Origin of the sequence: Curtobacterium sp. MCSS17_016, from assembly GCF_003234255.2 — a bacterium.
In the GTDB taxonomy this organism is placed as follows: Bacteria; Actinomycetota; Actinomycetes; order Actinomycetales; family Microbacteriaceae; genus Curtobacterium; species Curtobacterium flaccumfaciens.
This window is the reverse complement of the sequence record NZ_CP126254.1, coordinates 2,493,914-2,512,091: the sequence shown is the minus strand read 5'-3', so window position 1 is coordinate 2,512,091 and position 18,178 is coordinate 2,493,914. Positions and strand designations below refer to the sequence as shown.

The window sequence follows — 18,178 nt, the reverse complement described above, 5'->3', positions numbered from 1 at the left end:
GGGCCTCGGCTATCGTGTGGGGACACGTGCCGACCACGGCACCCGCACGCCACCCGGAGTCCAGATCACATGACACCGCGCATCCTCGTCGTCGACGACGACCAGGCCCTCTCCGAGATGATCGGCATCGTGCTCCGCTCCGAGGGGTACGAACCCGAGTTCAGCGCCGACGGCAACGACGCCGTCGACGCGTTCCACGCCACCAAGCCGGACCTCGTCCTGCTCGACGTCATGCTGCCCGGCATCGACGGCATCGAGGTGTGCAAGCGCATCCGTGCCGAGAGTGGCACGCCGATCATCATGCTCACGGCGAAGAGCGACACCGCCGACGTCGTCCTCGGGCTCGAGAACGGTGCCGACGACTACGTCGTGAAGCCCTTCAACCCGAAAGAGCTCGTCGCGCGCATCCGGACCCGCCTGCGGCCGAGCGCGTCCGACGCCACCGTGCTGCACGTCGGCGACGTCACGGTCGACGTCGCCGGGCACGAGGTGCGCCGCGGTGACACCGTGATCGCGCTCACGCCGCTCGAGTTCGACCTGCTCCGGGCGCTCGCCGAGAAGCCGAACCAGGTGTTCACCCGCGAGATGCTGCTCGAGCAGGTCTGGGGCTACCACTACAAGGCGGACACCCGTCTGGTGAACGTGCACGTGCAGCGGCTCCGCGCGAAGATCGAGCACGACCCGGACAACCCGAAGACCGTCACCACGGTCCGCGGCGTCGGGTACCGCGCCGGAGGAGCCTGAGCACCGTGCCGCCCTCGACGCGCCCGCCGGGCTCGGCACGCTCCGGCCGGGTCGGCGGCGCCGGCCGGGCCACCGGCGCCGGTGGGTCCGGCGGTGCCGGTGGGGCCGGCAGCACCACCGTCTCGATCGGCGTCGTCGACCGCAGCCGTCGCCGGATGCGGCGCTGGCTCCGACGCGCCTGGCGTCCGATCGCCTACCTGTGGCGGCGCTCGCTCATGTTCCGCTCGGTCGCCATCACCGTGATGACGACCGGGCTCGCGGTGGGGATCATCGGCACCGCGGTCATGGTGAGCATCTCGACGAACGTCTACTCGCAGCGCCGCGACCAGATCGAGTCCGAGTCCGCACGGGCCACCATCGTCGCCCAGGGGATCTTCGACGCGGCGACGGCGGCCGAGGACAACAACCAGTCCGAGCTCGAGACCCTGCAGAACGAGGCGCAGCAGGCGATCCTGTCGAACACGACGAGTCCGGGCGGCACGAGCATCGCCATCGAGCGGAGCCCGGACCAGTCCACGCCGCAGACGCTGCAGACCATCGCCAGCCAGGACTTCCCGGACGCGGTGATCACCGACGCCCTGCGCAAGGAGGTCGCGCAGAACACCGGTCGGCTCAGCCTGCAGCCGGTCGAACTCGACGACGACGGGCGCCGGGTGCCGGGGCTCGCCGTCGGGTCCACGCTGCAGATCCCGAGCGCCGGCCAGTACGAGCTGTACCTGGTCTACGACCTCTCCGACGCCCAGCAGACCCTGGACTTCGTCTCCCAGACCCTCTCCATCGGCGGTGTGGCGCTGATGGTGCTCATCGCCCTGGTCACCTCGCTCGTCGTCCGGCTCGTCGTCGTGCCGATCCGCGGTGCCGCCGAGACGAGCCGGAAGATCGCCGCGGGCCGCCTCGACGAACGCATCCCCGTGCGCGGCCAGGACGACCTGGCGACCCTGGCACGGAGCTTCAACGGCATGGCCGAGGCGGTCAGCCGCCAGATCACCCAGCTCGCCGAGCTCTCCCGCGTGCAGCAGCGGTTCGTGTCCGACGTGTCGCACGAGCTCCGTACCCCGCTCACCACGATCCGGCTCGCCGGCGACATGCTCTACGACTCCCGCCACGCGTTCGAACCGTCGGTCGGCCGGTCCGCCGAGCTCCTGCACGCCCAGGTGGAGCGCTTCGAGATGCTCCTCGCCGACCTGCTCGAGATCTCCCGGTACGACGCCCAGGCGGTGCAGCTCGACACCGCACCCGTCGTGCCGGCCTCCCTCGCCGCGGACATCGTCGAGGAGTTCCGCCCGCTGGCCGAGCGCGCCGGCATCGACCTGCAGCTCGCGACCCCCGGCGGCCACACCACGATGCGGCTCGACGCCAAGCGGGTCCGACGGATCCTGCGCAACCTCGTCGGCAACGCCATCGAGCACGGCGACGCGAAGCCCGTGCAGGTCGTCGTCGACAGCGACGCACGCACCGTCGCCATCGCCGTCCGCGACCAGGGTGTCGGCATGCCGCCGGAGGACGCCGCACGGGTGTTCGACCGCTTCTGGCGGGCCGACCCGAGCCGCAAGCGCACCATCGGCGGCACCGGCCTCGGCCTCGCGATCAGCCTCGGCGACGCGAAGCTCCACGGCGGGCGCATCGACGTGTGGTCCCGACCGGGCGCGGGATCGACGTTCGTGCTCACCCTGCCCCGCAACGAGCAGGGCACCACCGCCACCTCGGCCATCCCGCTGCCCGAGCTCGACGAGTCGTACGACGGCCCCCGCGCCGTGCGAGAGGAGTCCTGATGCGCCACCGGATCCGCCACGTCCTCGCCGTCGCGCTCGCCGCGGTCAGCCTGCTCGCGGTCACCGCGTGCGCGGCCATCCCGACCGACGGTGCCGTGCGCACCGGGCAGACGATCAAGGACGAGTCGCTCTCCGGCGTCGACTTCCGGCCGGACAAGCCGATCACCGGGTCCGACCAGACGGCGATCCTCCGCGGGTTCATCGCCGCCGCCACCGGCGCCCAGGACAACTACGCGATCGCCCGGCAGTTCCTGGCCGCCGACTTCGCCCAGCGGTGGAACCCCCGGCAGGGCGTCACGATCCGGGACGGCAGCGGCACCGTCGAGCGCGCCGACGACCGCGAGCTCACCTACACGATGACGGCCAGCGCCACGGTCGACTCCGACGGGGAGTACACCCAGGCCGTCCGCCCCACCTCGTCGACGCTGACGTTCCAGTTCGTCCGCGAGGACGGCGAGTGGCGCATCGCCTACGCCCCGGACGGCATCATCCTGTCGCCGGTCAGCTTCGAGTCGGTGTTCCAGTCGCACGCGCTGTACTTCTACGACCCGACCTACCGCTTCCTGGTGCCCGACCAGCGGTGGTTCCTCGCACGGTCCTCCACCAGCACCCGCATCGCCAGCGCCCTGCTCGCCGGCCCCGCCGACTGGCTGAAGGGCGCCGTCGTCTCGTCGTTCCCGGAGGGCACCCAGCTGTCCCTCAACGCGGTGACGATCGACAGCGGCACCGCGCTGGTCGACCTGTCGAGCGACGCCCTGCGTGCGAGCACGGTCGACAAGGTCCGGATGCGCGAACAGCTCAGCAAGTCCCTCGCCTCGGTCGCCACCATCTCGTCGGTCTCGATGACGATCGAGGGAGCGACGCTGTCGGTGCCGGACTCCGGGGGAGCGGACGCCCAGCAGAACCCCGACGTCGACCCCCGCCCCCTGGTCGACGAGGACGGCGTCGTCGGCTACGCCGCCTCGGGCACCGGCAAGGTCGCCGAGCTCGGCAGCGGCGTCGGGGCCGCGATCGCCGGCCTCGACCCGACCTCGATCGCCCTGTCGGCGTCCGGCACCACCGCAGCCGTCGGCAACCGGGACGGCGTCGTCGTCGTGCGCGGCAAGGACCGCCTGCGCGTCGACGCCCGCGAGGACCTCGTCGCCCCCGCCGTCGACGACCTCGGCTTCGTCTGGGTGGGGCAGCAGTCCGACACCCGTCACGTCACCGCGTACGGCCTCGGCGGCGACCCCCACCAGGTGCGCACCACGTTGCCGCGCGGCGACCTCGTGTCGTTCCAGGTGTCCCGCGACTCCACCAGGGCCCTCGCACTCATCGAGACCGCGGACGGCCCCGGCCTGTACGTGATGGCGATCATCCGCGGGTCCGACCGGTCACCGACCTCGTTCGGCGCCCCGGTCCGGGTGCAGGCCGCCAGCGGCACCGCGGTCGACGCCACGTGGGTGAACGACACCGACGTCGCCTCGGTCGGGCAGACGCCGACCGGTCCGAACATCGTCCGCACCACCATCGGCGGCAAGTCGAGCACCCTGCCGAAGCCCGACGGTCGCGCCACCGCGATCAGCGGCGGCAGCGGTGGCGCGCTGCTGCTCCGGATGTCGAGCGGCGACGTCCTGCAGTCCACCGGGGGCGGCTGGGACTCGACGGGCGTCACCGCCGACGTGCTCGGCGTCCAGCGCTGACGCCACCGTCCTCCACACCCCGCCCTGCCTGGAGGCCCGTCCACCGTCCGGCACGCCGGCCCACCGCCGTCGTCCGATCACCACCACAGTCGTGGGCATGCCCCCTGACGACGCCCCCACCCCGTGGCGTGACGCCCTGCTCGCCGTGCTCGGGCTCTTCCTGCCCGTCGCCTGCCTGGGCTGCGGCCGCCCGGACCGCGCGCTCTGCCCACCGTGCCGCGCGGCGCTCGACGCACGGCCCCGGCGGGTCCGGCTGGTCGCCGGCGTCCGGCTCGACGCGGCCTTCGAGTACGAGGGGCTGGTCCGCACCCTGGTGCTCGAACTCAAGCTCCGGGGCCGGGTCGACGTCGCCCGTCCGCTCGGCGTCCGCTTCGGTGCCCTCGTCCGCGCGGCGCTCGCCGCGGCCCCGGACGGCACCGTGGTGCTCCGGGTGCCGCCGTCCCGCGCGGGTGCCCGACGCCGCGGGTTCGACCCGGTGGTGCTGCTGCTCGCCCGTGGTGGTGTCCGGCACACGGGGCGCCTCGGCCGGACCCCTGCCGGACGACGGCGATCCGGACCGGGGCAGAAGGAGCGGTCGGCGGTGGAACGCGTCGCCGCGACCGTCGGGACCCTGCGGGCGACCGGTGTCGACGGCCGCGAGGTCGTGCTCGTCGACGACGTCGTGACGACGGGCGTCACGATGGCCGAGGGCGTCCGCGCGGTGCGGGCGGCGGGCGGTCGGGTGGTGCGCTGCGTCGCCGTGGCGAGCGTCGACGACTGATGATCGGTGAACACCCGGTGGCCGCTGTGTGTCCGGTGAGTGTCCGGCGGACTCGCCGCCTCCCCGTGACGCCGAGGGTGCGCCGGGTCTAGCCTCGCGACAAGGCGTTCGGGTCGCCGGACGGAGGCGACGCGCCGACACTGGATGGGAGCCGCCACATGGACGTGACGATCACGGGCCGGAACGTCGGGGTCACCGACCGTTTCCGCACCTACGTCGAACAGAAGTCCGAGAAGATCGACGTGCTCGCCGACCGCGCCCTCGCCTTCGAGGTGCGCATCAGCCGCCACCACGAGAAGTCGAGCGGCAGCCAGGGCGAGGACCGCGTGGAGCTCACGCTGATCGGACCGGGGCCGCTCGTACGGGCCGAGTCCGCGGCGTCGGACAAGTACGCCGCCTTCGACCTCGCCTTCGCGCGGATCATGGAACGCCTCCGTCGGGCGCGTGACCGCCGCAAGGTGCACCACGGCCGGCACCGCCCCACCTCGGTCGCCGAGGCCGCCGGCAGCGGGTTCGACGGCATGGGCGTCGTCCCGGCCGACGGCAAGCTCATCGAGGACGTCGCGACCGGTGCCGTCCCGGTCGTCGATCAAGAGGCCGCCGAGGACGAGAACGAGGTCTACAGCCCGGTCGTCATCCGGCACAAGGTCTTCGAGGCCGCCCCGATGACGGTCGACGACGCCCTGTACTACATGGAACTCGTCGGGCACGACTTCTACCTGTTCCTCGACGCCGAGACCCGCCGTCCGAGTGTCGTGTACCGACGCAAGGGCTGGGACTACGGTGTGATCGGCATCGACGAGGTGCCCGCCGGCCAGGCGCCGGCCGCGGTCGACACCGACACGGAGCGCGCAGCCGCGATCGCCTGATCCGACTCGGGGCCTCCGGTCCCGCACCGTGTGCGCGGTCCGTTCGCGGGCCGCGCACACCCGTGTCCGCGACAGCCGCGCCGCTCACAGCGCCGTGGGTTCGCGGGTTGCTAGCATGACTGGTCGATCGGGCGTGCAGGTCGCGCGCGACGACCTCGTAAGGAGTTCACGTGGCAAACGTGCTGGAGAAGGTCCTCCGCATCGGCGAAGGACGAACCCTCCGCCGGCTGAAGGCGTACGCCTCGGCCATCAACGACCTCGAGGACGACTTCTCGAGCCTCACCGACGAGGAACTCCACGACGAGACCAAGGAGCTGCGCGAGCGGTACGCCAACGGCGAGACCCTCGACGACCTCCTGCCCGAGGCGTTCGCCGCCGTGCGTGAAGCCGCGAAGCGGACCCTGGGCATGCGGCACTTCGACGTGCAGCTCATGGGTGGCGCGGCACTGCACCTCGGCAACATCGCCGAGATGAAGACCGGTGAGGGCAAGACCCTCGTCGCGACGACCGCCGCGTACCTCAACGCGATCCCGTCGCGCGGCGTGCACGTCATCACGGTCAACGACTACCTGGCGTCGTACCAGTCCGAGATCATGGGCCGCGTCTTCCGCGCGCTGGGCATGACCACCGGCTGCATCATCGCGAACCAGACCCCGGCCGAGCGCCGCGAGCAGTACGCCGCCGACATCACGTACGGCACCAACAACGAGTTCGGCTTCGACTACCTGCGCGACAACATGGCGTGGCAGGCGTCCGACATGGTGCAGCGCGGTCACTTCTTCGCCGTCGTGGACGAGGTCGACTCGATCCTCATCGACGAGGCCCGCACGCCGCTCATCATCTCCGGTCCGTCCTCGGGCGAGGCCAACCGCTGGTTCACCGAGTTCGCCTCGATCGCCAAGCGCCTCACCCCGGGCGAGGACTACGAGGTCGACGAGAAGAAGCGCACCGTCGGTGTCCTCGAGCCCGGGATCGAGAAGGTCGAGGACTACCTCGGCATCGAGAACCTGTACGAGTCGGCGAACACCCCGCTCATCTCGTTCCTGAACAACTCCATCAAGGCCGTCGCCCTGTTCAAGAAGGACAAGGACTACGTCGTGATGAACGGCGAGGTGCTCATCGTCGACGAGCACACCGGCCGCATCCTGATGGGCCGCCGCTACAACGAGGGCATCCACCAGGCGATCGAGGCGAAGGAAGGTGTCGAGGTCAAGGCCGAGAACCAGACCCTCGCCACCGTCACGCTGCAGAACTACTTCCGCCTCTACCAGAAGCTCTCCGGCATGACCGGTACCGCCGAGACCGAGGCGGCCGAGTTCATGTCGACCTACAAGCTCGGCGTCGTGCCCATCCCGACGAACAAGCCGATGCAGCGCATCGACCAGACCGACCTCGTCTACAAGAACGAGAAGGCGAAGTTCGAGCAGGTCGCCGAGGACATCGCGGAGCGCCACGAGAAGGGCCAGCCCGTCCTCGTCGGCACCACGAGCGTCGAGAAGTCCGAGTACCTGTCGAAGCTCCTCGCCAAGCAGGGCGTCAAGCACGAGGTCCTCAACGCGAAGAACCACGCACGTGAAGCCGCGATCGTCGCCCAGGCCGGTCGCTTCGGCGCCGTGACCGTCGCGACGAACATGGCCGGTCGTGGTACCGACATCATGCTCGGTGGCAACGCGGAGTTCCTCGCCGTGCAGGAGATGCACGCCAAGGGCCTGTCGCCGACCGAGACCCCCGACGAGTACGAGGCCGAGTGGGACGACGTGTTCGCCCGCGTCAAGGCCGAGGTCGAGGAAGAGGGCGACAAGGTCCGCGCCGTCGGCGGCCTGTACGTGCTCGGCACCGAGCGCCACGAGTCGCGCCGCATCGACAACCAGCTGCGTGGTCGTTCCGGCCGTCAGGGTGACCCGGGCGAGAGCCGCTTCTACCTGTCGCTCACCGACGACCTGATGCGCCTGTTCAACTCCGGTGCCGCCGAGAGCCTGATGGGCCGCTCGAACGTGCCGGACGACCTGGCGATCGAGAACAAGCTCGTCGGCCGTGCGATCCGGTCCGCCCAGGCGCAGGTCGAGGGCCGCAACGCCGAGATCCGCAAGAACGTGCTGAAGTACGACGACGTCCTGAACCGCCAGCGCGAAGCGATCTACAGCGACCGCCGCCACATCCTCGAGGGCGACGACCTGCACGACCGCGCGCAGTCGTTCCTCAAGGCCGTCATCGACGACGTGATCGACAGCCACACCGGCGAAGGCTCCCCGGACGACTGGGACCTCGACGCCATGTGGACCGAGCTCGGCACGCTCTACCCGATCTCGATCTCCATCGACGAGGTCATCACCGAGGCCGGCTCGAAGGGCAAGGCATCGCGTGACTTCCTGGCCCGCGAGATCCTCTCCGACGCCAAGCTGGCCTACCAGCAGCGCGAGGAACTCCTCGGCGACGAGGCGATGCGTGAGCTCGAGCGTCGTGTGGTGCTCTCGGTGATCGACCGCCGCTGGCGCGACCACCTGTACGAGATGGACTACCTCAAGGACGGCATCGGCCTCCGCGCGATGGCGCAGCGCGACCCGCTGGTCGAGTACCAGCGCGAGGGCTACGCCCTGTTCCAGACGATGATGGGGCAGATCCGCGAGGAGTCCGTGGGCTACCTCTTCAACCTCGAGGTCCAGGTGCAGTCCGACGGCGAGAACGCGGTCATCGAGGCCAAGGGCCTCGGCGAGGACGAGGTCTCCGGCCTCGAGTACTCGGCACCGTCGATCGACGGCGAGGTCGAGGTCCGCGACGAGAAGGGTCGCCTCGAGCAGGCCGCGACCGCTCGTGCGCAGCGCGCCCAGGCCGAGGCTGAGGCCGAAGCGGTCGCCGAGCCGGAGCAGGGCTCCGCGTTCGGCAACGCGGCCACCGCCTCCGGTCAGGCCGCGGCGAGCAACCGCGCCGAGCGTCGCCAGGCGGCCAAGAAGAACTAGCGACCGCGCGCGAGCGCATCGTGAGCAGGAGTGGTCGGGTCCCACGTCGGGACCCGACCATTCCTGCTCACCGAGCGTGACCGACGACGGACGGGAGGCCCGGTGCCAGCTGGCACCGGGCCTCCCGTCCGTCCGCCACTCGGCTACAGGACCCCGATCGCGGTCGCCTGCCACCGTCCGTGTCGCTCTTCGAGCCGCATGGCGACCGCCCGGGCGTGACTGCGTGCGTGCACGACCACCGTCGCCTCGGCGACGCCCGCCGCGGGGCGGCAGACGAGCACGCTGCCGACCCGGAGCACCGGGCGCCCGCGTGCCCGCCGACCGGAGCCCCGGGCGTGCGCTGCCACCGCCGCCCGCTGCTGCAGGTGCCGCTGCACGTCGTCGCTGATCCAGCGGGCGATGCTGTCGACCTCCCGCGCGCCGGTGAGCACCTCGGCGACGCAGAGTCCGAGCGCCCGTGCGGTCGTCGCCGGGTCCGGGGGACCGGTCACCGTGGCGGGCTCCGGCGCCGGTTCGACGATCCGCAGCGGCGGTGGGTGCGCCGTCGTCGTCTCGTGATCGATGCGGCGTGCCTGCTCTGCCACCCCTGCCCCTTCCGTCGTTGGAGCGAGCGTATGGGGCGTGCGACATACGAAATACACACTGGTCTGCCCTGTGGAGAGGGCGACGTTCTCCACAAGGCAGCGGACCTAGACTGGCTGGGTGTCGACCCTCAGTGACCTCGTCCTCGCGCAAGGCCGTTCCTCGGAAGCAGACGTGGAGTGGCTCCACCTGCTCGTGGGGGACTGGCAGCTCCTCGCCGACCTGTCCTTCGCCGACATGGTGCTCTGGGTCCCGACCGCCGAGGACGGCTCGTTCGTGGCCGTCGCACACGCCCGGCCGAGCTCCGCGGCGACGCTGTTCTACCGCGACATCGTCGGGCAGGAGATCCGCGAGGAGTGGCGCGGCCAGGTGACCGAGAGCTTCGCCGGGTCACGGGTCGTCGACTCCGCCGAGCCGGACTGGTACGAGGACACCCCGACCCGTGTCCGCGCGATCCCGGTGCTCCGCCGCCTGAGCGCGAAGAGCGCCGAGACCACCGAGCGACCGATCGCCGTCGTCACCCGGCACTCCAACCAGGACGAGATGCGGACCCCGAGCCGTCAGGAACTCAACTTCACCGCGAGCGCGAACGACCTGTTCGGCATGATCGCCACCGGTGACTTCCCCGACCTCGGTGCACCGGCTGGCCCCCGTCGTGGTGCGCCCCGTGCCAGCGACGGCCTGCTGCGGCTCGACACCGCCGGCATCGTCACGTTCGCGAGCCCGAACGGTCTGAGCGCGTTCAACCGCATGGGCTTCGAGGGCGAGCTCGAGCGGAAGTCCCTCGCCGAGGTCACCACCGAGCTCATCGGGGCCCAGCTCGACGTCGACGAGTCCCTGCCGCTCGTCGTCACCGGCCGTGCACCGTGGCGGGCGGACATCGAGTCGAAGGGCGTCACGGTGTCGCTCCGCTCGATCCCGCTCCGCGACCACGGTGAGCGCATCGGTGCCATCGTGCTCTGCCGCGACGTGTCCGAGCTGCGGCACCAGGAGCGCGAGCTCATCACCAAGGACGCCACGATCCGCGAGATCCACCACCGTGTGAAGAACAACCTGCAGACCGTGGCGTCCCTGCTGCGGATCCAGGCCCGTCGTACGCACTCGGACGAAGCGCGGACCTCGCTGCAGAACGCCATGCGCCGCGTCGCCGCCATCGCCGTCGTGCACGACACCCTGTCGAGCGGGCTCAGCCAGACCGTGGACTTCGACGAGGTGTTCGACTCGGTGCTCAAGCTCGTGACCGAGGTCGCCGCGTCGCACAACACCACCGTGCACCCGAAGAAGACCGGCGAGTTCGGGGTGCTGCCCTCCGAGGCCGCGACACCGCTCGCCCTCGGCCTCACCGAGCTCGTGACGAACGCCGTCGAGCACGGGCTGGACGGCCGCGACGGCGAGGTCGAGATCGTCGCCCGCCGCTTCGACGACCACCTGGAGATCGAGGTCCGCGACAACGGCGTGGGGCTCCCCGAGGGGAAGGTCGGCTCGGGCCTCGGCACGCAGATCGTCCGCACGCTCATCCAGGGCGAGCTCGGCGGCACCATCGACTGGCACACCCTGACGGGCAGCGGCACCGAGGTGACGATCACCATCCCGTTCCGCTGGTTGACCGCCCCCGCCGCCTGACGCCGCCCGGCGGTTCGAGATCGCAAAACACCGGTGTTCACCGGTCGCACACCCGAGTTCCGGTGTTCGATGCGTGAACACCGGTGTCTTGCAGGACCGCCGCCCCGCACGCACGACGACGCCCGCCGCCCCCGAGGGGACGACGGGCGTCGTGGTGTCAGACGACCGGGGTCAGGACGCGCGGCGAGCGCGGGCGGCGCGACGCTTCAGCGCACGACGCTCGTCCTCGCTGAGACCACCCCAGACACCCGAGTCCTGGTTGTTCTCGAGTGCGTACTGCAGGCACATCTCGGTGACCGTGCAACGCGCACAGACCGACTTGGCCTTCTCGATCTGATCGACGGCGGGCCCGGTGTTCCCGACGGGGAAGAAGAGCTCGGGGTCTGCGGTGAGGCAGGCAGCCTTGTCACGCCAGTCCATGTGTGGTGCTCCTTGATGTCGATGCTCGAACGGCAGGCCGGGGCCGTGGTTCGGGGGATCGGACCGCTGACCATGCATGCGGCATGGAGGGGACAACTGTGGGGAGGAGTCCGCAGGAAGCGTGTCTGACGCCCGCGAGACGCTCGGGGGAGGAGCGATGAACCACGGGAGACGCACACCACATCGTGCCGTCCAAACGACCTCCAATATCGTTCCATACTGGTAGGGCCAAATCAAGGGTTCCGATGCTGGAGGATCACTGTGCACGACGACACCCCGAACGACACCGAACCCTCCACGCCCGTCGCGCGCCGGTCGCCGGCGATGCTGGGGCTGCTCGCCGTGGTCGGCCTCGAGTTCCTCGCGCTGGTGGTCGTGACCGTCGTCCTGGTCGTCGAACTGCTCGTCGCCCCGGCCACGAGCATCGCCTCAGGCATCGCCCTCACCGTCCTCGTCGCCATCGCTGCGCTCTGGCTCGGTGCGCTGCTGAACGGCCTGTGGCAGGGCCGGCCGTGGGTGCGCTCCGGGATCATCGTCTGGCAGGTCCTGCAGGGCGCCATCGCGATCGGGGCGTTCCAGGGCGTCTTCCGCGTCGCCGCGGTCGGCTGGGTACTGCTCGTCCCGGCCCTGCTCGGCATCACGCTGGTGCTGTCGCGGTCGGTGACGGCCGCGCTCGCGCGTCCGGCCGAGTAGACGGTCTGGTCCGCCACGCACTGGAGGCCCGGTGCCGGTTCTCGGAACCGGCACCGGGCCTCCAGTGCGTGGCCGGCCCTCAGACCAGGCCGAGCTTCTTCCGCAGGCTCGCCACGTGCCCGGTGGCCTTGACGTTGTAGAGCGGCAGCTGGACGGTGCCGTCCTCGTCGACCACGATCGTGGACCGGATCGTGCCGGTGACGATCTTGCCGTAGTTGTTCTTCTCGCCCCAGGCCGCGTAGGCCTTGTGCACGGCGAGGTCGGGGTCGCTCAGCAGCGGGAAGGTCAGCGCCTGCTCGTGCTGGAACGTCTTGAGCTTCGCCTGCTCGTCCTTCGAGACGCCGAGGACCTCGTAGCCGGCGGCCTGCAGCGAGGACATGTTGTCGCGGAAGTCGCAGGCCTCGGTGGTGCAGCCCGGGGTGGACGCCGCCGGGTAGAAGTACACGATGACCTTCTTGCCGCGGAGGGCAGCGAGGGAGTGCTCGACGCCGTCCTGGTCGGGCAGCGTGAAGTCGGGGGCGGTGTCGCCGGGGACGAGACGGTCGGTCATGGTGCTCCTGTTCGCGTCGTGCGCCCGCGAGTGGTCGTGGGCGCGCGAAACCCATGCTATTGTTGATTCCCGTTGCGGCACGGAAGCCGGAACATGCACCTCTAGCTCAATTGGCAGAGCAACTGACTCTTAATCAGTGGGTTCTCGGTTCAAGTCCGAGGGGGTGCACCGCAGGACGAACGCCCCGGCTCATCGAGTCGGGGCGTTCGTGCGTTCCGGGCAGGTTTCCACGCCGATGCCGAGACACGCCCGAGGTGTGCAGGAACTGCGAATTGCGTCCGCGGGGACGTCAGCCGGCGCGGACGTCAGCCGGCGCGGACGTCGACGATCCGCTCCTCGCCGATGACGGGTTCGAGCGAACCGCCCGACGCGGCGGCGAGGTCGGCGGTCAGGGCTCCGAGCGCCTCGTGGGGGACCCACACCTCGAAGGTCGCCGCCTGCCCGTACTCGGTTGGGCCGAGCGTCGCGTGGTGGTGCCGGACCCAGTCGCGCAGCACGTTGTCGAGCCGCCCGGCGTCGGCGTGGTCGACGTCGAAGCGCACCTGCGTCAATGCCTCGCGACGGACGAGGACCGCCGTGTCGAGCGCCTCGGACACCGAGGTCGAGTAGGCCCGGACCAGTCCGCCGGCACCGAGCTTCACCCCGCCGAAGTACCGCGTGACGACCGCGACGACGTCGGTCAGCCCGCGGCGTCGCAGGACCTCGAGCATCGGGACGCCCGCGGTGCCGGAGGGCTCGCCGTCGTCCGAGGAACGGGCCTGGTCGCCGAGCACGCCGGTGACCATCGCCGTGCAGTTGTGCCGGGCGTCCCAGTACCGACGGCGGACCTCGGCGATCACGCGGTCGGCGTCCTCGACCCCGGACACCGGCGCGACGGTCGTGATGAACCGCGACTTCGTGATGACGATCTCGTGCTCGACCGGTGCCGCGACGGTGGCGGGGAAGCGGCGGGGCATGCCCACGAGGGTAGCGGCGCGCGTGCCGGGCACCCGCGCTAGCATGGCGTCCACGCGCCGGACCCACAGGTCGCGCGGACACGGCTGGGGAGGAGTCCGAGATGGACACGGGTGATCTGAAGGGCGGGGCGCTCGACGCCGCCGAGCTCGCGCGCCGCCTCAACCTGCTCCTCGACTTCGAGGAGTCGCAGCGTGGCGCCCCGGTGCCGTTCTCCTCGATCGAGGAGTACGTCGCGGCGCACGGCGGTTCGCTGTCGCGGGCGAAGTGGACCTACATGCTCTCCGGCGACGGCCGCCGCAACCGCGACACCGAGCTCCTGCGCCTGCTGGCCGGGTACTTCGAGGTCGACGAACGCTTCCTGCTCGAGGACAGCGAGGTACCGGAACGGATCGGTGCCCAGCTCGCCCTCGTCCGGTCCCTGCGGTCCGCCCGCGTGAGCGGCTTCGCGGCCCGGACCTTCCCCGGTGAACTCTCACCCGACGCGCTGCGGCGCATCGCCGAGGTGCTCGAGGAGGAATCACAGCGGGGGAGCGTCGCATGACCGACGCCCTCGTCGAGGCGTTCTGGGCTCGTGGTGCCGCCGAGGGGTGGTCGGACGTCGACCAGGCCGTCGCCGCCGCCGCTGACGTCGTCGGCAAGCCGATCGTGGTGCGCGAGGAGTCGTTCCTGGCCGCCGAACCGGTGTGTGGCTTCGTGGCCACCCTCGAGCACGCGCACCTGGTGATGATCTCGCCGACGACCTCGCCGACGTTCCGCTCGTTCGTGATCGGGCACGAGCTCGGGCACGTCCTGCACCGGCACCAGGAGCACGCCCCGCAGAGCGCCTACATCCGTGACGTCATCCCCGACCTGCCCGAGTACAAGGTCGAGCGTGCGCTGGCCCGGGGGATGTTCTCGAACACCTACGAGCACGAGGCCGAGGTCTTCGCCGACCGCCTGGCCACCGTGATCCGCCAGCACCGCGGCCGCCCGAGCGCCTTCCGCGGGGTCTTCGGGTGATCATCGCCGTCGTCCAGGCGGTGCTGCTCATCGTCGGGACGATCCTGCTGTTGGTCCTGCAACGCGGGCAGGACCGCACCCTGGCGTTCACGTTCCTGCTCTTCGCCGCCACCATCGTGACGAACGTCGACCCGCTGTACCGGTGGCTCGACCCGCTGCTCGGCGGGTTCAACGTCGTCACCGTCATCAGCGACTGCCTCATGGTGGCCGGCACGAGCACGCTGCTGTGGGGCGTGGCGAAGGCGGTCGGCGCGGCGCGGCCCTGGCTCCGGAACGCGGTCGTGGTGTCGTTCGCCGTGGTCGTCGTGGTGGTCGTCGTCGCGTTCACCGTGCTCGACAAGCCGGCGACGACGACGACCTTCATGCTCGACGCCGGCTCGCACCCGGCTGCCACCGTCTACTCGATCGCGCAGACCGTGTACCTCGGAGTGGCCCTCGGCGCGACGGGGCTCATCTGCGTGCTCCGGCTGCGCGAGGCCCGGACGACCACCGACCTGGTGGGGCTGTGGGTCCTGGTCCTCGGCGGGGTGCTCGGGGTCGTCCGCATGGTCGTGGTCGTCGTGATGGACGTCGCCCACGTCGCCGGCGACCTGGACGTCACGCACGCGCTCTCGCTGCCCTACGACGTCACCACGCCGGGAGCCGTGCTGTGCGTGGCGTCCGGCATGCTCCTGCTCGTCTTCGGGCACCGGATCTCCCGCCGCCGCCGTGCCCGCCGTGTGGACGATGCGCTCCGCCGCCTGGCACCGCTGCACGAACGGATCGGCGTGGACAACGCCTACCCGCCGACCGACGACCCCGCGACCCGGCTCAGCCGCCGCATCGTCGAGATCAACGACGGCGTCCGGGGTGCACGGGCGTCCCTGACCGACGCCGAGCGTGCCGCCCTCGCCGACGCCGAGGCCGCGCTCGAGACCGTGTAGTCCCTCGACGCTGCCGAACAGGCCGTGTACAGTCTGTAGCAAGTGCTACAGATCCTGTGGCCTGCTGGGTCGGGACTCGGCCGCGTTGGGGGCGGCCGAGCACCACCCGCCCGGCGTCGCCGTACCGGCATCGTCGCCGCGAACGTTCACTAGGATCGTCCCGTGCTCGTCTTCGCCGCAGTCGTCCTGTTCATCGGCGCCGTCTTCAACGTCGTCACCTGGCCGCGCTTCTTCCAGCGCGTCGCGAAGGACTCCCGTGCCCGCGACGCAGCCGGCAAGCCGACGACGTTCTACACGGTGCACCTCGTGCTCCTGCTCATCGCGCTCGCCATCGCCGTCGCGTCCGTGATCGCCGGGATCCTGCTGCTGGTCTGAGCACGCCGGGTCGGCGCGGCCCTGGTCCGGACCACCGCCGGACGGGAGGCCCGTGGCGCCGCCGCCACGGGCCTCCCGTCCGCCCCGGTCACCGTCGCGAGCCGCGCTGGCGGGCCGCTTCAGCCCTGCTTCAGCGGGGCACGGCAGGATCGACCCCATGCGTGTGCTGGTGGTCGACGACGAGGTCCGGCTCGCCGACGGCGTGCGCCGCGGCCTCGAGGCCGAGGGGTGGGCGGTCGACGTCGCGAACGACGGCGTGGACGGTCTGTGGCACGCGCGTGAGTTCCGCTACGACGCGATCGTGCTCGACCTGATGATGCCCGGCCTGAGCGGCTGGGCCGTGTGCGCGCAGCTCCGCGCCGACGGCGACTGGACCCCCGTGCTCATGCTGACGGCCAAGGACGGCGAGTGGGACCAGGTCGAGGCGCTCGACGCGGGGGCCGACGACTACGTCACCAAGCCGTTCTCGCACCCGGTACTCGTCGCACGGTTGCGGGCGCTCGTCCGACGGGGTGCCCGCGAGCGCCCGACCGTGCTGACCCTCGGCGACCTGGTGGTCGACCCCGCGGCGCGCACCGTGGCCCGCGGCGAGACCCCCGTCGAACTGACCAGCCGCGAGTTCGCCGTGCTCGAGTACCTCGCACGGCACCCGGGACAGGTCCGGTCGAAGCGCGACGTCATCGAGAACGTCTGGGACGTCGACTTCGAGGGCGACCCGAACATCGTCGAGGTGTACGTCGGGCACCTCCGCCGGAAGCTCGACCGACCGTTCGGGCGTGCCGCGATCGAGACGGTCCGGGGCGCCGGGTACCGCTTGGCGGCGGACGGTGGCTGAGCGGCCGAAGCCCGGTGCGAGCGGAGTCGCGCCGTCCAGGCCACGGCGCGCCCGGTCGGTCCGGGCCCGCACCACGCTCGGCGCCGGGGTCGTCGTCCTCGCTGCGCTGGTGATCGGTGCCGTCGCCTTCGTCGTCGTGCTGCGGCTCGTGCTGCTCGACGGCGTGCGGACCTCGGCCGAGGCGGGTCTCGAGCAGGTGTCCTCCCGGGTCGAGGCGGACGGTGCGTCCGCGGTGACCGGCTACGAGGACGTCCTGGTGCAGGTGATCGGCGACGGCGGGGCGGTCCTGGCGCACGGCGAGGACGCCGACGGGGACGCCCTCCCGACCGCCGACGAGTCCCGCTGGACGCACGACGGCGAACGCTGGCTGCTCGTGGCGGACGACGTGGATCTGCCCGGCGGCGGCGAGGCGACGCTCGTCTACGGCGCCACGCTCGACCAGGCCGACACCGCGGTCCGCACCGCCGTCGTGCTCCTCGCCGTCGGGGTGCCCGTGCTGGTGCTCCTGCTGGTCGCGGTCACCTGGGTCGTCACCGGGCGCTCGCTGCGGCCCGTGGAGCGGATGCGCACCGAGGTCGAGACGATCCGGGCGGCCCGTCCCGACGCCCGGGTCGAGGTGCCGGACACCGGCGACGAGGTCGCCCGGCTCGCGAGCACCATGAACGCCATGCTCGACCGCCTCGAACGGTCCGCCGAGAGCCAGCGGCGCTTCGTGTCCGACGCCTCCCACGAACTCCGGTCGCCGATCGCGTCGATCCGGCAGCACGCCGAGGTCGCCGTCGCGCACCCGGAGCGGACCGAGGTGGCCGACCTCGCCGACATCGTCCGGTCCGAGGCGGTGCGCCTGCAGGACCTGGTGACCGGGCTGCTCGAGCTCTCCCGCCTCGACGAGGGCGGGGTCCGCACGCGGCGCCCCGTCGACCTCGACGACCTGGCGCTCGACGCAGTGGCCCGCGCGCGAGCACGGTCGACGGACGGTGTCGCGCCCCAGCGGCACGGCGACGCCCCGGTGGTGCGGGTGGACGGCTCGGCGATCTCGGCAGCGCGGGTCCTCGGCGACGAGCGCGTGTTGGCGGGGGTGGTCCGGAACCTCGTGGACAACGCCGTCCGGCACGCGAGCACACGCGTCGCCGTCTCGCTCACCGAGCACGACGGGTCCGCGGTGCTCACGGTCGACGATGACGGCACCGGCGTCCCCGAGGACGAGCGCGAGCGCGTCTTCGAGCGGTTCGTCCGTCTCGACGAGGCCCGCAGCCGGGACGCCGGCGGTGCGGGGCTCGGCCTCGCCATCGTCCGCGATGCCGTGCGGGCGCACGGCGGCGACACGACCGTGGTCGCGTCCCCGCTCGGTGGCGCACGGTTCGTCGTCCGCATCGCACTCGGCGGCTGAACAGGCGGCTTCAGGGCTGCTTCAGCACCCCGACGCGATGCTCGTCC

At 71.3% G+C, this 18,178-nt stretch carries 18 protein-coding genes and 1 tRNA gene; 15 read left to right on the top strand and 4 right to left on the bottom strand.

Annotated features, from left to right (window positions below; genetic code table 11):
- The first annotated feature begins 69 nt into the window (after positions 1–69).
- From mtrA to secA, 6 genes are all read left to right on the top strand, one after another.
- On the top strand, positions 70–744 hold the full coding sequence (mtrA, locus tag DEJ19_RS11825; protein ID WP_017888813.1) for an MtrAB system response regulator MtrA: 675 nt from the start codon (positions 70–72) through the stop codon (positions 742–744).
- A 5-nt stretch (positions 745–749) separates the two neighbouring features.
- Positions 750–2,516 carry an MtrAB system histidine kinase MtrB gene (gene mtrB, locus DEJ19_RS11820; protein ID WP_253183753.1) on the top strand — a complete coding sequence of 589 codons (1,767 nt, stop codon included), beginning with the start codon at positions 750–752 and terminating at the stop codon, positions 2,514–2,516.
- Positions 2,516–4,198, top strand: a complete 1,683-nt coding sequence (locus DEJ19_RS11815) for an LpqB family beta-propeller domain-containing protein (RefSeq protein WP_111233797.1) — start codon at positions 2,516–2,518, stop codon at positions 4,196–4,198. The genes mtrB and DEJ19_RS11815 overlap by 1 nt, the downstream gene beginning before the upstream one ends.
- Before the next feature lie 97 nt (positions 4,199–4,295).
- Entirely contained in the window at positions 4,296–4,958 is a 663-nt protein-coding gene (locus DEJ19_RS11810) for a ComF family protein (protein WP_146250699.1), read from the top strand.
- A 158-nt stretch (positions 4,959–5,116) separates the two neighbouring features.
- Positions 5,117–5,827 carry a ribosome hibernation-promoting factor, HPF/YfiA family gene (gene hpf / locus DEJ19_RS11805; protein ID WP_111233799.1) on the top strand — a complete coding sequence of 237 codons (711 nt, stop codon included), beginning with the start codon at positions 5,117–5,119 and terminating at the stop codon, positions 5,825–5,827.
- A 170-nt stretch (positions 5,828–5,997) separates the two neighbouring features.
- Positions 5,998–8,784, top strand: a complete 2,787-nt coding sequence (gene secA / locus DEJ19_RS11800) for a preprotein translocase subunit SecA (RefSeq protein ID WP_110865380.1) — start codon at positions 5,998–6,000, stop codon at positions 8,782–8,784.
- 143 nt (positions 8,785–8,927) lie between these two features.
- On the opposite strand, the gene DEJ19_RS11795 is transcribed toward secA, so the two are convergent.
- Positions 8,928–9,368 (bottom strand): Rv3235 family protein, encoded by a 441-nt coding sequence (locus DEJ19_RS11795; RefSeq protein ID WP_110865381.1) that lies wholly within the window; start codon positions 9,366–9,368, stop codon positions 8,928–8,930.
- Positions 9,369–9,486: 118 nt separating this feature from the next.
- Here DEJ19_RS11795 and DEJ19_RS11790 point away from each other — a divergent pair, with 118 nt between their 5' ends.
- A complete protein-coding gene (locus tag DEJ19_RS11790) occupies positions 9,487–10,989 on the top strand; it encodes a sensor histidine kinase (RefSeq protein ID WP_110865382.1) in 1,503 nt (500 codons plus the stop codon).
- A 171-nt stretch (positions 10,990–11,160) separates the two neighbouring features.
- Here DEJ19_RS11790 and DEJ19_RS11785 read toward each other — a convergent pair whose 3' ends face one another.
- On the bottom strand, positions 11,161–11,409 hold the full coding sequence (locus DEJ19_RS11785) for a WhiB family transcriptional regulator (RefSeq protein ID WP_017888820.1): 249 nt from the start codon (positions 11,407–11,409) through the stop codon (positions 11,161–11,163).
- A 261-nt stretch (positions 11,410–11,670) separates the two neighbouring features.
- On the opposite strand from DEJ19_RS11785, the gene DEJ19_RS11780 reads away from it, so the two are divergent.
- The gene (locus DEJ19_RS11780) at positions 11,671–12,102 is read left to right on the top strand and encodes a hypothetical protein (protein ID WP_110865383.1); all 432 of its coding nucleotides are present in this window, start codon (positions 11,671–11,673) and stop codon (positions 12,100–12,102) included.
- 79 nt (positions 12,103–12,181) lie between these two features.
- Here the strand turns inward: DEJ19_RS11780 and bcp are convergent, their stop codons facing one another.
- The gene (gene bcp, locus DEJ19_RS11775) at positions 12,182–12,652 is read right to left on the bottom strand and encodes a thioredoxin-dependent thiol peroxidase (RefSeq protein WP_027466512.1); all 471 of its coding nucleotides are present in this window, start codon (positions 12,650–12,652) and stop codon (positions 12,182–12,184) included.
- Between the two features lie 95 nt (positions 12,653–12,747).
- Here bcp and DEJ19_RS11770 point away from each other — a divergent pair.
- Positions 12,748–12,820 (top strand) — tRNA-Lys (locus DEJ19_RS11770).
- A gap of 137 nt (positions 12,821–12,957) precedes the next feature.
- Here DEJ19_RS11770 and DEJ19_RS11765 read toward each other — a convergent pair.
- Positions 12,958–13,608, bottom strand: coding sequence for a YigZ family protein (locus tag DEJ19_RS11765; protein ID WP_246521493.1), 651 nt, complete (start codon positions 13,606–13,608; stop codon positions 12,958–12,960).
- A 101-nt stretch (positions 13,609–13,709) separates the two neighbouring features.
- Here DEJ19_RS11765 and DEJ19_RS11760 point away from each other — a divergent pair, with 101 nt between their 5' ends.
- From DEJ19_RS11760 to DEJ19_RS11735, 6 genes are all read left to right on the top strand, one after another.
- A complete protein-coding gene (locus DEJ19_RS11760) occupies positions 13,710–14,150 on the top strand; it encodes a hypothetical protein (RefSeq protein ID WP_051596928.1) in 441 nt (146 codons plus the stop codon).
- Positions 14,147–14,608, top strand: coding sequence for an ImmA/IrrE family metallo-endopeptidase (locus tag DEJ19_RS11755; protein WP_071405780.1), 462 nt, complete (start codon positions 14,147–14,149; stop codon positions 14,606–14,608). Before DEJ19_RS11760 ends, DEJ19_RS11755 begins: the two co-directional genes overlap by 4 nt.
- Positions 14,605–15,531, top strand: a complete 927-nt coding sequence (locus tag DEJ19_RS11750; RefSeq protein ID WP_111233800.1) for a hypothetical protein — start codon at positions 14,605–14,607, stop codon at positions 15,529–15,531. The genes DEJ19_RS11755 and DEJ19_RS11750 overlap by 4 nt, the downstream gene beginning before the upstream one ends.
- A 162-nt stretch (positions 15,532–15,693) precedes the next feature.
- Positions 15,694–15,906, top strand: a complete 213-nt coding sequence (locus tag DEJ19_RS11745) for an SCO4848 family membrane protein (RefSeq protein WP_027466517.1) — start codon at positions 15,694–15,696, stop codon at positions 15,904–15,906.
- A 157-nt stretch (positions 15,907–16,063) separates the two neighbouring features.
- Positions 16,064–16,741, top strand: coding sequence for a response regulator transcription factor (locus DEJ19_RS11740; RefSeq protein WP_110865386.1), 678 nt, complete (start codon positions 16,064–16,066; stop codon positions 16,739–16,741).
- Positions 16,734–18,131: a sensor histidine kinase gene (locus tag DEJ19_RS11735; RefSeq protein WP_111233801.1), complete on the top strand. Its 1,398-nt coding sequence runs from the start codon at positions 16,734–16,736 to the stop codon at positions 18,129–18,131. The genes DEJ19_RS11740 and DEJ19_RS11735 overlap by 8 nt, the downstream gene beginning before the upstream one ends.
- Positions 18,132–18,178 lie beyond the last annotated feature (47 nt).